12 protein-coding genes and 1 pseudogene are annotated in these 15,123 nt (G+C 70.2%); all 13 read right to left on the bottom strand.

The window, feature by feature from the left end:
- Positions 1-20: 20 nt before the first annotated feature.
- The 13 genes and pseudogenes from VP06_RS07610 to VP06_RS07670 all read right to left on the bottom strand — a co-directional run bounded on the left by VP06_RS07610 (position 21) and on the right by VP06_RS07670 (position 15,033).
- Positions 21-554, bottom strand: coding sequence for an RNA pyrophosphohydrolase (locus VP06_RS07610; RefSeq protein ID WP_048463227.1), 534 nt, complete (start codon positions 552-554; stop codon positions 21-23).
- Positions 555-668: 114 nt separating this feature from the next.
- Complete coding sequence (locus VP06_RS07615) at positions 669-1,862, bottom strand: divergent polysaccharide deacetylase family protein (RefSeq protein ID WP_048463228.1); 1,194 nt, start codon at positions 1,860-1,862, stop codon at positions 669-671.
- A gap of 136 nt (positions 1,863-1,998) precedes the next feature.
- Positions 1,999-3,327 carry a S41 family peptidase gene (locus VP06_RS07620; protein ID WP_048463229.1) on the bottom strand — a complete coding sequence of 443 codons (1,329 nt, stop codon included), beginning with the start codon at positions 3,325-3,327 and terminating at the stop codon, positions 1,999-2,001.
- Positions 3,327-4,649: a murein hydrolase activator EnvC family protein gene (locus VP06_RS07625; protein ID WP_048463230.1), complete on the bottom strand. Its 1,323-nt coding sequence runs from the start codon at positions 4,647-4,649 to the stop codon at positions 3,327-3,329. The genes VP06_RS07620 and VP06_RS07625 overlap by 1 nt, the downstream gene beginning before the upstream one ends.
- Entirely contained in the window at positions 4,646-5,134 is a 489-nt protein-coding gene (gene rlmH / locus VP06_RS07630) for a 23S rRNA (pseudouridine(1915)-N(3))-methyltransferase RlmH (protein ID WP_048463231.1), read from the bottom strand. The genes VP06_RS07625 and rlmH overlap by 4 nt, the downstream gene beginning before the upstream one ends.
- 33 nt (positions 5,135-5,167) lie before the next feature.
- Positions 5,168-5,479, bottom strand: a complete 312-nt coding sequence (gene rsfS / locus VP06_RS07635) for a ribosome silencing factor (RefSeq protein WP_048463250.1) — start codon at positions 5,477-5,479, stop codon at positions 5,168-5,170.
- A gap of 269 nt (positions 5,480-5,748) precedes the next feature.
- Positions 5,749-6,342, bottom strand: a complete 594-nt coding sequence (locus VP06_RS07640) for a nicotinate-nucleotide adenylyltransferase (protein ID WP_425350892.1) — start codon at positions 6,340-6,342, stop codon at positions 5,749-5,751.
- Positions 6,343-6,412: 70 nt separating this feature from the next.
- Complete coding sequence (locus VP06_RS07645; protein ID WP_048463251.1) at positions 6,413-7,702, bottom strand: glutamate-5-semialdehyde dehydrogenase; 1,290 nt, start codon at positions 7,700-7,702, stop codon at positions 6,413-6,415.
- Positions 7,703-7,792: 90 nt separating this feature from the next.
- Positions 7,793-9,214 (bottom strand): pilus assembly protein TadG-related protein, encoded by a 1,422-nt coding sequence (locus tag VP06_RS07650; protein ID WP_048463233.1) that lies wholly within the window; start codon positions 9,212-9,214, stop codon positions 7,793-7,795.
- A gap of 89 nt (positions 9,215-9,303) precedes the next feature.
- A pseudogene (locus tag VP06_RS34570) lies at positions 9,304-9,691 on the bottom strand (elongation factor 4); the annotation flags it as partial.
- Between the two features lie 407 nt (positions 9,692-10,098).
- The gene (uvrB, locus tag VP06_RS07660) at positions 10,099-12,894 is read right to left on the bottom strand and encodes an excinuclease ABC subunit UvrB (RefSeq protein ID WP_048463235.1); all 2,796 of its coding nucleotides are present in this window, start codon (positions 12,892-12,894) and stop codon (positions 10,099-10,101) included.
- 73 nt (positions 12,895-12,967) lie between these two features.
- Positions 12,968-14,035 (bottom strand): PAS domain-containing protein, encoded by a 1,068-nt coding sequence (locus VP06_RS07665; RefSeq protein ID WP_245291089.1) that lies wholly within the window; start codon positions 14,033-14,035, stop codon positions 12,968-12,970.
- Positions 14,032-15,033 (bottom strand): LysR family transcriptional regulator, encoded by a 1,002-nt coding sequence (locus VP06_RS07670; protein WP_082167250.1) that lies wholly within the window; start codon positions 15,031-15,033, stop codon positions 14,032-14,034. The genes VP06_RS07665 and VP06_RS07670 overlap by 4 nt, the downstream gene beginning before the upstream one ends.
- Positions 15,034-15,123 lie beyond the last annotated feature (90 nt).

Here is a 15,123-nt window from a genome sequence, read left to right on the forward strand (position 1 = left end):
GCGAGGATGCACGAGGCCGGTCACGCCGGGCGTGCGAGGTGGGCGAAGGCGGCGATCACCTGCTCGTAGACCGGACGCTTGAACGGGATGACCAGAGCGGCGAGGTTGGCCAGTGGCTCCCAGCGCCAGCCGTCGAACTCCGCCTTGTGGGCGCCGCCGCCCGGCCGCAGGATGTCGATCTCGCGCTCATCGCCCTCGAACGCGAAGGCGAACCACTTCTGGGTCTGGCCGCGGAAACGTCCCTTCCAGGGCTTGCCCTCGGCGAAGGTCGGCAGATCGTAGGAGTACCAGCCCGGCGCCTCGGCGAGGAAGCGGACCGAGGCGGGGGCGACGTTGGTCTCCTCGTAAAGCTCGCGCAGGGCGGCGTCCCGCGGCGCCTCGCCCTCGTCGATGCCGCCCTGCGGCATCTGCCAGGCATGGGCGCCGAGATCGGCCGACTCGTGCCGCCGGTGGCCGGCAAAAACCAGTCCGGCGCGGTTGAACAGGGCGATGCCGACGCAAGGCCGGTAGGGAAGGCCGGCCAGCGCGGCCTCGGGACGGTGAAGCGATGCCATGGGGCAACCTTAAAGCAAATTTCCGTGAAGGGGACCGGACACCTCGCGGAAAATGCCGCATCAGGACGGCAAGAGAGAGGCCAGGGAGCAACCAGGGACGCGAGGCGGACGAGGTCAGGCGCCGGACCGCAGGGCCCGGCTCGCCGGGACCAGCAGGATGCCGCGGGATTCGAGATCGCGCGACCAGCGGGCGATCCGGTCGATGGAGAGCGGCAGGGCGGTGGCCGAGCCGAGGGCGAAGCCCGACTTGCGCGCCGCCTCCTCCAGCCGGGCGAGTTCGCGGTCGATCGTGTCCGGGCGCGGCACCGCGTCGACGACGATCTCGGCCCGGGCCACCGGCGCCTTGACCTTGCGGCCGACATCGCGGGCCAGCGAGCGCGGCGAGGTCCCGTCGTCGAGGAAGCCGAGGCCGCGGGCGCCGATCTCGCGCAGGACCGGTTCCAGAGCGGCGGCCTCGCTGGTGAGGCGGGCGCCCATGAAATTCATCACCGCGACGGCGCCCGGCACCCGGGCGAGCACGAAGGCCAAGCGGTCGAGATTCTCGGCGGGCTTGGAGCCCGCCAGCAGGGTCTGGGGACCGGGATCGTTGTCGGGATAGTCGAACGGCTCCATCGGCGCCTGAACCAGCACCTCGTGCCCGGCCTCGCGGGCGCGGGCGGCGCTGCGGGCGACGTCGGTGCCGTAGGGCGCGAAGGCCAGGGAGATGGCCGGGGCCAAGCGCTGCACCGCGTCCTGGGTCGCCGCCTGGCCGATGCCGAGGCCCGAGACCACGAGGGCGATGCGGCCCGCCACGGGCCCGCCCCGCTCCAGGCCGGACGCCTCCGGGCGGGCATAGACGTCGAGGGCCCGCGCGCCGTCCGGGCCGATCTTCGGCAGGGTGCCGTAGCGGCCGCGCTCGGCGAGGCGCGGATCGGGGGCGGGGCTGAGCTGGACTGGGCCGTTGCCCGGGACCCGGATCACCACCGAATCCGGCACGCTGGTGCCGTCCGGCCGGCTCACCGCAACGCCCGAGGCCCGCTCGATCTCACCGGCGGTGCGGCTTGCGGGATCGGGCCTACTCGGCACCGACGGTTCCGGCACCGGGGCGCTCGCCGCCCGCATCTCGATCGTGGCGATCGCGTAGGGCTCGCCCGCCAGCGGATCGTCGCCGAAGGCCAGGAAGGCGGCGAGCGCCAGGACGCTCACGCCGAGGAGGGCGGCGGCGACCGCGCGGGGTCGCAGGGCGGCGCGCCAGTGCCGAACACGGGCGGTCGCTTCGCCCCTCAGCCCGAGGGGACGGGTCAGGATGGTGTCGGACGCGAGCGGCACAGGCGTGAGGTCCCGCGACCAGGTCGCTGCCAGAAAGCGGAAGGCCCGCAGCGCCGGTCATCACCGGTATTGCGGGCCTTCATGGTAAACGCGGCGTTAACGCGGGTGCAGGATCCCCCCGCCGCCATACGCCCGGTCAGTTCGGATTCGGGACAGTGGTCTTCACGGTGTTGGCGGCGCCCTTCTGCACGCCATGCAGGAAGTCGACCGCGGCGATGAGCTGCTTGTCCTTGGCCGGGTCCGGCGGGACATAGGCCGACGAGCCGCCGCGCTCCTCGGTGTCCTTCTGCTTCAGGTGGCCCTTCAGGCCGGCCTCGCCCTTGGTCTCGTCCTTGCCCTTCAGCTCGTCGGGCACGTCCTGCAACACCTCCTGGTCCGGCTCGATGCCCTTGGCCTGGATCGAGCGACCGGACGGGGTGTAGTAGCGCGCGGTGGTCAGCCGCAGGGCGCCGTTGCCGCCGAGCGGGATGATCGACTGCACCGAGCCCTTGCCGAAGGAGCGGGTGCCGAGCACGGTCGCCCGCTTGTGGTCCTGGAGCGCTCCGGCGACGATCTCGGAGGCCGAGGCCGAGCCGCCATTGACCAGCACCACGACCGGCTTGCCCTTGGTCAGGTCGCCGGACTTGGCCGAGAAGCGCTGGGTCTCATCCGGGTTGCGGCCCCGGGTCGAGACGATCTCGCCACGGTCGAGGAAGGCGTCGGAGACCATCACCGCCTGGTCGAGCAGGCCGCCCGGGTTGTTGCGCAGGTCGATGATGAAGCCCTTGAGCTTGTCGCCGGGCATCTCGGACGAGAGCTTGTCGATGGCGGCCTTCAGGCCGTCATAGGTCTGCTCGTTGAACTGGGTCAGGCGGATATAGCCGATGTCGCCACCCTCGGTGCGCGAGCGCACCGGCTTGATCCGGATCAGGTCGCGGTTGAGCGTGACCTCGATCGGATCCTTCGATTCCTTGCGGGTGATCTTGAGCTTGACCGGCGAGTTGACCGGGCCGCGCATCTTGTCGACGGCCTGGTTGAGGGTCAGGCCCTGGACCTGGTCGTTGTCGATCTGGGTGATGATGTCGTTGGCGAGCAGGCCGGCGCGGGCCGCGGGCGTGTCGTCGATCGGGGTGACGACCTTGATCAGGCCGTCCTCCATCGTCACCTCGATGCCGAGGCCTCCGAACTCGCCCTTGGTCTGGACCTGCATGTCACGGAAGCTCTTGGCGTCCATGTAGCTCGAATGCGGGTCGAGCGAGGTCAGCATGCCGTTGACGGCCGCCTCGATCAGCTTCCCCTCGTCGGGCTTCTCGACGTAGTCGGTGCGGATCTTCTCGAACACGTCGCCGAACAGGCTGAGCTGGCGATACGTCTCGGCCGAGGCGGCGACGGCGCTCGTGCTCGAGAGCAGGTGGGTCTGGGTCGCCACCGTGGCCGTCCCGGCGCCCAACACCGCTCCGAACAGGACGAGGGAAACTTTGCGCATTATCCGCGAACCTTCTCGCTTGACCCTTTGGCCCACCAAGGATCCGGGTCGATGGAGCCACCGTCTTTTTTGAACTCGACGTACAGGACGGGATCGTTCCGCCCGCCGGCTCCTGCCGAAGGTGCGGAGCCCGTGTCTCCCATCACGGCGACCGGCTCCCCCGCAAGCACGAACTGACCCACCTCGACGTTGATCTGGTCCATGCCCGCCAGGAGCAGATAGTAGCCGTCGCCCGCGTTGATGATCAAGAGACGTCCGTAGGAGCGGAACGCCCCCGCATAGGCCACCCAGCCATCGGCCGGAGAGGAGACGACGCCGCGCGGGCGCGTCATGAGCGATATGCCGCGGCTCGTGCCTCCGGCCCCGTCGGGGCTGCCGAAGGTCCGCACCACCTCGCCGCTCACCGGGCGCGGCACGAGGCCGCGCACCTGGGCGAAGGGCACCTTGGGCGCCAGCCGGGCCGGATCGCGGAGCGCCGCGGCGGCGAAGCGCTCGCGGGTCTCGCGGCTCTGCGCCTCGGCGGCCTCCTTGGCGGCGCCGGCGGCCCGGCGGGCATTGGCGAGATCGCCGTCGAGGCGATCGACCAGATCCTTGAGGGTGCGGGCCTGGCCGGCGAGGCCGGTGGCGCGCTCGCGCTCGGCATTGAGCCCGGTCTCGGCCTCGCCGAGCCGGGCCTGGCGGGCGGCGATCAGGGCGGTGAGGCGCTGACGCTCCGCGGCCCAGCCCTTGATGTCGCCGCGCAGGGTCTCCTGATCGGTCGCGATGAGGGTGCGCAGGCGGACCAGCTCGGCGAGATCGCCCGCCAGGGTCTCGGCCTCGCCCTGCAACTCGGGCACCACGGCGCCGAGCAGCATCGAGGTGCGGATCGCCGCCAGCACGTCCTCGGGCCGCACCAGCACCGCCGGGGGCGGGCGCCGGCCCATGCGCTGGAGCGCCGCCAGGACTTCCGCGATGACGCCGCGGCGGGCCTCCAGGGAGCGGCGCAGGGCCGTCTCGCTGCCCGCCATGGTCTGGAGCCGGGCCTCCATCTCGGAGATCCGGGTCTCGGCCTCCTGCGCCTTGCGGGCGGCGTCGATCAGGGCCTGGTTGAGGCGGGCGCCGTCGCCCTTGATCTCGGCCACCTCGCGCTCGAGCTTGGCCCGGGTCTCGGTGCTGGCCTGGAGCGCGGCTTCGATGGCCCGCAGGCTCTCGGCCCGGCGGTCCTTCTCGGCCTGGGCCTTCGCCACGGCGTCGGCCGCCGGATCCGGCGCCGGCTGGGCGGCGGCCGGGACGGCGCAGGCGAGCGCCGCGACGAGGAGGGCGGAACGGAGCACTCGGGTCACGGGGCGCCGCGGTGATAGGGATGGCCGGCGAGGATCGTCATGGCCCGGTAGAGCTGCTCGAAGGCCAGGACCCGGACGAGGCCGTGCGGCAAGGTGGCGGCCCCGAAGGCGAAGACGAGGTCGGCCCTCGCCCTGACACTAGGATCAAGGCCATCGGCGCCGCCAATCACGATGGCGAGACCGGGCCGGCCGGCATCGCGCCAAGCCCCCACCTGCGCGGCGAAGTCCGGGCTGGTCACCGCCTTTCCCCCCTCGTCGAGGACGAGCGCGGCGGCGCCGGCGGGGATCGCCGCCAGGATCGCGCCCGCCTCCTCGGCGCAGCGGTCCGGCGCGCGGCGAGCCCGGCTCTCGGGGATCTCGGTCAGGTGCACGGGGGAGAATCCGAGGCTGCGGCCGAGCGCGTCGGCCCGGCCACGATACTCCTCGGCAAGGTCGCGCTCGGGGCCGCGCTTGAGGCGGCCCACCGCGACGAGGGCGAGCCGCATGGCGGCGTGTCCGTTCCCCGGGGGTTCGCGTGTCTAGCCGGCGAGGCGGTGGGCCGTCTGATCGGCCGGACGGTCGGCGCCCCAGATCTTCTCGAGGTTGTAGAAGTGGCGCACCTCGGGCCGGAAGATGTGGACCAGGATGTCGCCCGCATCGATCAGCACCCAGTCGCAGGCCGGCAGGCCCTCGACCCGGGGATTGCCGAAGCCGCGGCTCTTGAACTCCTGGATCACCTTGTCGGCGATCGAGCCGACATGGCGCTGGGAGCGGCCGGAGGCGATGATCATGGCGTCGGCGATGGAGGTCTTGCCGACGAGGTCGATCTCGACGGTCTCCTCGGCCTTCATGTCCTCGAGGCAAGCGAGGGCAACCGACCTCATGTCCGCGGCCTCGGGCGCGACGGTCCCGGATTCCTGCCGGGATCCCTGCGCCTCGGGCTGCACGGGAAGCTCGCCGTCGTGAGCTTCGTGAGAGATTGCGTCGTTCAGTGCCGGCCCCTGTGGATGAAGGCACCCGGTGGTGCCACGAGACGATCATGCCCGCGGCACGCGCGGTGCCGATGCCAATGAACGAGGACAGTGGCGAACAGAAGGCGATTTTTCAAGCTCGCCCGGCATTAATCGCGATTCGTCGCGCCCGGTCGGCCCGGCACGGCGCCGGCCCGCAGAGCCGTCGAGGACAGGCTCGACCGCGGTCCGTGCAGGAACACCCAGGCCGGCGGCGCCCGGCCGGCGAGGGTCGGGGCCGCGATCTCGTCGAGGCGCGAGGTCGCGAGCGCCCGGGCGGCGGGGGAGGCCATGGCGCGCAGGGTGTAGCCCGGCCGGTCGATCACCGCGAACGGCATCCGGGCGGCGATGGTGCGCCAGCCGCCCCAGCGGTGGAAGGTCGCGAGGCTGTCGGCCCCCATGATCCAGACGAAGCGCACCTCCGGGTGCCGGTCGGTCAGCCAGGACAGGGTCTCGACGGTGTAGCGGACGCCCAGGGCCGCCTCGAAGTCGGTGACGGCGATCCTCGGATCGGCGGCCACCGCCCGGGCGCCCACGGCGCGGGCCGCCGTCTCGGGCAGGTGGCTGCGGTCCTTGAGCGGGTTGCCGGGGCTCACCAGCCACCAGACTCGGTCGAGGGCGAGGCGCCGCAAGGCCAGCCGGCTGACATGCCGGTGGCCGGCATGGGCCGGGTTGAACGAGCCGCCGTAGAGGCCGACCCGCAGGCCCGGGGCGAGGGGCGGCAGGCGCACGATCACGGGAGCATCGTTTCCCGAGACTCCCGTCGTCAGGCCGTCACGGGCGGATCTGCCCGGTGCCGCGGACCCGGTAGTTGAAGGTGGTGAGCTGCTCGACGCCGACCGGGCCGCGGGCATGCATCCGCCCGGTGGCGATGCCGATCTCGGCGCCGAATCCGAACTCGCCGCCATCGGCGAATTGCGTCGAGGCGTTGTGGACGACGATCGCCGAATCGACCTCGGCCAGGAAGCGCTCGGCCGCCGCCTGATCCTGCGTCAGGATCGACTCGGTGTGGTGCGAACCATACGTCTCGATGTGGTCGATGGCGGCTTCCAAGCCGTCGACCACCCGCACCGAGATGATCGCGTCGAGATACTCGGTGCGCCAATCCGCCTCGGTCGCCGGCGTCACCCGCGGATCGACCGCCTGCACACGTTCGTCGCCGCGCACGGCACAGCCGGCCTCCAGCAAATCGGTCACCAGGGGTCCGAGATGGGTCGCCGCGCAGGCTTGGTCGACCAGCAGGGTCTCGGCAGCGCCGCAGATGCCGGTGCGGCGCATCTTGCTGTTGCGCACGATGCTGCGCGCCATGGCGAGGTCGGCGGCTTCATGGACGAAGACGTGGCAGATCCCCTCCAGATGGGCGAAGACCGGGACCCGCGCCTCGTCCTGCACCCGGGCGACCAGGCTCTTGCCGCCGCGGGGCACGATCACGTCGATGGCGCCGTCGAGGCCGGTGAGCATGGCGCCCACCGCCGCCCGGTCCCTCGTCGGCACGAGCTGGATCGCGTCGGCCGGCAGGCCATGGCGGGTCAGCCCCTCGATCATCGCTTGCGCGATGGCGGTGGCGCTGCGGTGGCTCTCCGAGCCGGCGCGCAGGATCGCGGCGTTGCCGGCCTTGACGCACAAAGCCCCGGCATCCGCCGTGACGTTGGGACGGCTCTCGAAGATCACCCCGATCACCCCGAGCGGCGTCGCCACCCGCTCGATCGTCAGGCCGTTCGGGCGCTCGTAGGTGGCGAGGCTCCGTCCGACCGGATCGGGCAGGCCGGCGATGCTCTCGAGGGCCTCGGCGATCGCCTCGATCCGGGCCGGATTCAGCGCCAGACGATCGAGCGATGCGGCGGACAGGCCCTTGGCCCGGCCCTCGTCGAGATCGGCGGCGTTTGCCGCGAGGATCGTCGTGCTCGCCCCCCGCAGGAAGGACGCAGCCTCCCGCAGGGCTGCATCCTTCACCGGGCCCGGGACCAGAGCCATCCGGCGCGCGGCGGCGCGGGCGCGCCGGCCGATCACGCGCATCAGCGCGTCGACATCCTCGGGGCGGGGCTTCAGGCTCAGTACGGACACGGTCATCTCATCCCGGACGCGGCAAACGGCCCACGGTGTCGGAGGGACCCCGTCATGCCACGGCGGCCCGGCGGGCGGCAACCGGTTCCGTCAGTTCGCCAGCCCGATCACGCCGCTCGTTGGGCCGAGGCCCTTGGGCACCGGTACGTCGGTGGCGCCGTAGCGGGTGTTGATGACCAAGCGGGGTTCCTTGTCGAGGAAGATCTTGTTGGCGACGATGGCCGTGTATTCCGATTGGTCGGCGACGACCTGCCGCGACCGGACCCAGAAGTCCCCGCGCGACAGGTAGATCGTCCCGACCAGGCGCCGAGCGGAGTCGCTCATGATGTAGTAGCGCTGACCCTCGGGATTCGTGCGATCCTCGAACAGGATGATTCCTGCCATCGGACCTGTGCGCGGCGCCGTGAGTTCGACAACGGAATTTTTCAAGAAAGTCAGCGGACCGGTACTCTGGAATCGGCTCATCTTGTAGTTTCCGGTGAAATAGATGCCGACGCCGTCGCCCTTCAGCGACCCGACGCTCGTGATCGTCTGTGCCATCCGGCATTGCGGCGCCCCGGACGACGAATCGCAAGTCTGCGTGTTCATGACCATCTGTTCGGGCGGCCCGACGATCAAGGGTCCGTCCTTAATCACGTGAATGCCCGGCTTGAGCCTGACCTCGGCACCGTCCTCGATCATCAGGCCGCCACAATACGTTCCAGGATCGAGGGTATGGCTTCCACCGCGGAGTCGCAGGTTGTTGTAGCGACAGCTCTCGACGGGCGGCGCGGGCCGCTGCGCCATCGGGTCCTTGATGGCTGGGCATCCCGTGACGGGAAGCGGCTTGAAGTTGGCCGGCTTGCCGTTGAACCCGCCCACGGTACAGGTCGTCATCGCCTGGATGAGGCTGTGGCCATCGCCTTCGAGCCCTCTGGCATCCGATGACATCGAGTAGACCGCGCAATCGCCGGCGTCGATCCTGGCCTTTTCTTCGAGGCGGAACGCGCTCCGGCCGGTCGGCGACAGAGCGAGGATGCACAGCTTGGTGCTGCCGACCGCCTCTGCCGTCGCCGATACGCTGAGATCGGTGAGTTGCGGGGTCACCAGTCGGCTCATGATCGCAAATTTGCGCTGGCTCAAGGAAACGGTGACCGCGCTCGGCGTCTGCCCGCTCGCCAGGTGCGCGGGCACGAAGGCACCGCCCGGACGCTCCCGCACCACCGGTGTGACGGTCACCTGGACCGCTCCGTCGCCGCGTTGCAGCTTCACGTTGGTCTTGACGTAAGATTCCGCCAGGGATTGCATCCGCTGCGTGTTCGCTCCGGACACCTGCAGATCGGAGACCACCGCGAGGGCGGCCGAATCGGCCGCCAGCTGCAACGTCGACTTCTGCATCGTCCAGGTCGCGTAATCGACCGCGAGGCCGACGACCCCAAGCACGATCGGTGCGATGAGCGCGAAGATGACGAGGACACTGCCGGAGCGATCGGCCGAGAAGCATTTCCATTCACCCGTCTCGTGCCCGGTCATCACTCCCCACCCTTAGTACCTGTTCTCAAAAACCATAGGTAAGGTGGGTTAATGACATATTGATCCACCGGACGCAGAACGATTCATGCGCCAGGCGCGTTGGCGGTGCCGTCCTTCGACAGGGCCCTGATGGTCTCGCGGGCGATGATCTTGCCGCCGATCGCCGCCTGGACCGGGATCTGGAACAGGTGGCGCGGGATCAGGTCCTTCAGCTTCTCGCACAACGTCCGGCCACGGCTCTCGGCGCGGGCGCGGTGGACCAGCATGGACAGCGCATCGACCGGCTCGGCATTGACCAGGATCGACATTCACCAGAGCATCCTCGCGGTAATCCGAGATGTGGTCGTCGAACGAGGTGTAGCCCTTCGAGATTGACGTCAGGCAGTCGTAGACATCGAACACAACCTCGTTGAGCGGCAGGTCGTAGACGACCATGGCGCGCATGCCGACGTAGTTGATGTCGATCTGCGTGCCTTGTTATCTTTCACTTTGAAGGAGGTCGTTGACGGTTCGGAGCGTGACGTGATCCAGACTTCGCGATGAGGAAGCTTGTGGCTTTGTAATACCAACGGTCGTTGAAAACGACCTTTGGTTCTGTTCTCGAATTTTCGCCAAGCCTCTGGCTTGACATCGAAAATTCGAGATGGGTCAATGGCCCGATGCGTCAGCATCTTGGGCCGTTGGTATAAGTGGGATCAGAGCCGTCGCCGACGGGCTGATTGACGAGTTCAAGCACCGTCTGCCACAGCAACGTAAGACCCAGCGGAACAGAAAGCCCGCCGATCGCCGCGACCGGACCTGCGAGACCCCAGCCAAGACCGGCCCCTCGCGGAAATCCGATGTCACTTTCCTCTCTCGCCGGCCGGACGATGAGGCGGGGCGCTTCAGCCCCGTCCCTTGCGCCCTTTATATTTCGGCTTCTGTCCCGGGAAGCCTTGCGTCGAGCGGCCGGTCGGGCGCTCGGCGTAGGAAAAGGGAATCTCGCGGTCGGTGCCCGGGCCCATGTCGTCGAGGTCGGGCTGGCGGATGCGGGTGCCCTCGTCGGAGGTGCCCCTGCCGCCCGGGCCGTAGCCGAGCGGTTCGGGACCCCGCCGCTTGCGCTTGGCGCCGAAGCGGCCGGCCTCGCGCTCGACATCGGCCTGCTCGGCCATCGGGTCGTCGGCGATGGCAAGCTCGGTCGCCTGGAGGCGCTTGAGCTCGTCGCGCAGGCGCGCCGCCTCCTCGAAGTCGAGATCGGCCGCCGCCGTCCGCATCCTTTTCTCGAGGTCGGCCATCACCGCCTTGAGGTTGTGGCCCACCGTGACGGCGGACGTGGCGAGCCCCGTATCGACCTGGACGTGGTCGCGCTCGTAGACGCTCTCCAGGATGTCGGAGATGGTGCGCTTCACGCTCTGGGGCGTGATGCCGTGCTCCTCGTTATAGGCGAGCTGCTTCTTGCGCCGGCGCTCGGTCTCGGCCATCGCCCGCTCCATCGAGCCGGTGATGTGGTCGGCGTAGAGGATGCAGCGGGCGTCGGCGTTGCGGGCGGCCCGCCCGATGGTCTGGATCAGCGAGGTCTCGGAGCGCAGAAAACCTTCCTTGTCGGCGTCGAGGATCGCCACCAGCGCGCATTCCGGGATGTCGAGGCCCTCGCGCAGGAGGTTGATGCCGATGAGCACATCGAAGGCGCCGAGCCGCAGATCGCGGATGATCTCGATCCGCTCCAGGGTGTCGATGTCGGAATGCATGTAGCGCACCCGCACGCCGTTCTCGTGCAGGTACTCGGTCAGGTCCTCGGCCATGCGCTTGGTCAGCGTGGTCACCAGCGTCCGGTAGCCGGCGGCGGCAACCTCCTTCACCTCGCCCAACAGGTCGTCGACCTGGGACCGGGCCGGGCGCACCTCGATCACCGGATCGACGAGGCCGGTCGGGCGGATGACCTGCTCGGCGAAGACGCCGCCGGTCTGCTCCAGCTCCCACTTCGCCGGCGTCGCCGAGACGTGGATCGATTGCGGGCGCATCGCGTCCCATTCCTCGAACCGCAGCGGGCGGTTGTCGAGGCAGGAGGGCAGCCGGAAGCCGTACTCGGCGAGCGTCGCCTTGCGGCGGAAGTCGCCCCGGTACATGCCGCCGATCTGCGAGACCGTGACGTGGCTCTCGTCGGTGAAGACGAGCGCGTTGTCGGGCAGGTACTCGAACAGGGTCGGCGGCGGCTCGCCGGGCTTGCGGCCGGTGAGGTAGCGCGAATAGTTCTCGATGCCGTTGCAGGCCCCCGTCGCCTCGATCATCTCGAGGTCGAAGGTGCAGCGCTGCTCCAGGCGCTGCGCCTCGATCAGCCGGCCCATCCGGGTCAGCTCCTCGACCCGCCACTTCAGCTCGTCCTTGATGCCCTTCACCGCCTGTTGCAGCGTCGGGCGCGGCGTCACGTAGTGGCTGTTGGCGTAGACCTTGACGAACTTGAGGGTGTTGATCGTCTTGCCGGTGAGCGGATCGAACTCGGAGATCGACTCGATCTCGTCGCCGAACAGGCCGATGCGCCAGCCGCGGTCCTCCAGGTGAGCCGGCCACAGCTCGATCACGTCGCCGCGCACCCGGAAGGTGCCGCGGGCGAAGTCGGACTGGATGCGCTTGTATTGCAGGGCCACCAGGTCGGCGACGAGCTGGCGCTGCTCGATCTTCTCGCCGAGGCTGACGGTGAACGACATCGCCGTGTAGGTCTCGACCGAGCCGATACCGTAGATGCACGAGACCGAGGCGACGATGATGACGTCGTCGCGCTCCAAGAGCGCCCGGGTGGCCGAGTGGCGCATCCGGTCGATCTGCTCGTTGATCGACGATTCCTTCTCGATGAAGGTGTCGGACCGCGGCACGTAGGCTTCGGGCTGATAGTAATCGTAGTACGAAACGAAATATTCCACCGCGTTGTCGGGAAAGAAGCTCTTGAACTCGCCGTAAAGCTGCGCCGCCAGGGTCTTGTTGGGGGCGAGGATCAGGGCCGGGCGCTGGGTCTCCTCGATGACCTTGGCCATCGTGAAGGTCTTGCCCGAGCCGGTGACCCCGAGCAGGACCTGGTCGCGCTCCTGGCCCTTCACGCCGGCCACCAGCTCGGCGATGGCGCGGGGCTGGTCGCCGGCCGGGGTGAAGTCGGATTTCAGCCGGAACGGGACGCCGCCCTCGGATTTCTGCGGCCGCTCGGGGCGATGCGGCCGCCACAGCTCGCCGTTCTTGAACAGCGGGTTACCCTCGGTGAGGAGCTTGGTCAGCGCGTCGACCGTGGCCGAGACGCCCTCGCTCGCCAGCGACCCGCGCTCCTCCACCGCCTCGCCGTCCGGCTCGCGCAGGCCAAGCGCCTGGGCCAGCGCCGGCTCGACATCGGCCGCGGTCCCATGGGCAAAGGCGGCCTGCGGCGCCTCGCCGAAGCCATCGGAGGCCGAGACCTCCTGATGGCCGGTCTCCCGGCGCCCCGCCTTGCGGCCGGGCTTCGACGACGCCTTGGACGGCGGCTTGGACGCGGCTTTGGCCTCGGCCGCCTCCTTGCGCGGGCGGCCCCGCTTCGGCGGTTCCGGCGGCGGCTCGATGGCAGGCAGGCGGTCGCGGTTCAGCGCCGGGTTCAGCAGCTCGGCGAGGAACGGATCGAGCGGCTTCAGCTCGGGCTTCGAGGCCTTGCCGGTCGACAGGCGGGGCTTCTTCGGGGCGGGCATGCTCCCGATATGGCAAGCCCGGCCTGGGCCGGAAAGGGCCTGCATCACCGCAGGGCGCTCAACCTCCGCGAGGTCATCGCACCTTGGCGACCGCGATCGTGTCGCCCTCGACGAGCACGAAGCCGATTCCAGCCCGGCGCAGTGCCTCGATGGCGAGGTGGCGGCTGCGGGCCGCCTGTCCCTCGCCCCCCTCCTCCAGGCGCCGGATGGTCGAGAGCGACAGGCCGCTGGCCTCGGCGAGATCCGTCATCGACCAGTCGAGCAGGCCGCGGGCGGCGCGCAGATGCGCGCCCTGCACCGCCTGCTCCAGGCCGCGCCGTGCCAGGCCGGTCGGCACCGGGCGGATCCCGTCGACCCGGGAATTCAGGCTGGCCCAGGTCTCGATCCGCCCATCGGCGAGACGCACCGGGACGAACACGCCCCGGAACCGGCCGGTCTCGCCACTGGCCAGGGCCAGATCGTGCTCGGCCACGAAGGGCCGACCGGCCGCGACGCGCTCCAGGATCGGGTCGCGGGCGTAGGGGCGCTCCCGCGGGACGAGGATCTGCGTCCAATCGTCGTGAAAATCCTGCTGGGTCAGCCCGGTGAGGATCAACAGCTCGCGCGAGGCGATGCGGAACGTATCCGTGTAGGGCGAGGCGTGCATCCAGGTCTGCGCCAGCTCGAACAGGGCCCGGCGGCGACGCTGCTCCTCGCGGCGCAGGCCGGCCATGCGCTCGGTATCGGTCACGTCCAGCACGACCCCGGCGACAGCGCGCGGCCGGCCGTCCGGGAAGAAATACGCCGTGCCGCGGATGGTCAGCACCCGCAGCGACCCGTCCGGCCGGATCACCCGGAAGGTCTGGTCGTTGAAGATCCCCTCCCGCATCACCTGGGCGCTGACCTCGATGGCCGGCCGGTCCTCCGGATGGACGAGTGTCAGGAACAGGCCGTAATCCGGCCGGACCGTGCCCGGCTCGAAGCCGAGCAGCCGGAACAGCCCGGGGGACCAGCACTGCTCGTCGGTGGCGAAGGTCCAGGTCCAACTGCCGGTCAGGCCGTGCGCCTCGACCAGGCGGAGGAAATCCTGGTCCGGGAAGGTCAGCGGACAATCCGGGACGGGGACGGCCGGCCGGCCGTGCGGTGGCAGGCGCCGGCTCACGACGGCCTCGCCAGGGTTGCGCCGGCCTCCTCCGGGCCCACGGGGTCGCAGGCGCCGCGCAGCGGATCACGTGCCCTGGTCAGCGGATCGCCGGGCCCGAGCGGGGCGGGCAGGTTCCGGTCCCAGGGCGGGTCGGCGAAGCGCGCTGCCACGAACTCGACCAGCGCCCGGACCTTGGCGGGCGGGCGGCGGCGCGAGGGCATCACCGCGTGGATCGGCAGGGACGGAATCGCCCCGAGATCGAGCGCCACCAGGCTGCCCCGGCGCAAAGCCTCGCCGACCAGGAAGGTCGGCTGGTAGATCACCCCGAGCCCGGCGGCGGCGGCGGCCACCAGGGCGGCGCCGTTCGAGGCGCGCAGCGAGCCTGCGACCGGGACTGTCCCGCCCTCGAAGCGCCAGCCGTCGCTGCTCGCGAGGGTGTAGCCGAGGCAGTTATGCGCGGCGAGATCCTCCGGGCGGTGCGGGCGGCCCCTTGCCGCCCAGTAGGCCGGCGCGGCGCAGACCCGCATCCGGCACGGGGCGAGCGACCGGGCGACCAGGCTCGACTCCCGCAGGTGTCCGATCCGCAGAGCCAGGTCCCAGCCCTCCTCGATCAGGTCGACGGGCCGGTCGTTGAGGCCCAGCTCGACGGCCAGCGCCGGATGGGCCCGCCCGAACTCCGCGAGGGCGGGGGCGACGTGCAGCACCCCGAACGAGACCGGCACGTTGAGCCGCAGGGTGCCGCGGGGCTCCGCCGCCTCGGCGCCGGCCGCCGCCTCGGCCTCGTCGACCTCGGCGAGGATTCGCTCGCAAGCCTCGAGATAATGCCGGCCGGCCTCGGTCAGGGTCAGGCGGCGGGTGGTGCGGTGCAGCAGCCGGGCGCCGAGCCGGTCCTCGAGAGCGGCGACGTGCTTGGTGACCCCGCTCTGCGACAGGCCGAGCGCCCGCGCGGCGGCCGAGAAGCTGCCGGCGGCGGCGACGCGCACGAAGATCTGCATTCCGGTCAGCCGGTCGAGCACGACTCGATCTCACTCCTGGAGCGTGAGGTGATCCTACCAGATGCCGGATTTCCGGACACGCTGAAAGGAGGCAGTCTGCGCAGGCCGCGG

Source organism: Methylobacterium aquaticum (assembly GCF_001043915.1).
Taxonomy (GTDB): domain Bacteria; phylum Pseudomonadota; class Alphaproteobacteria; order Rhizobiales; family Beijerinckiaceae; genus Methylobacterium; species Methylobacterium aquaticum.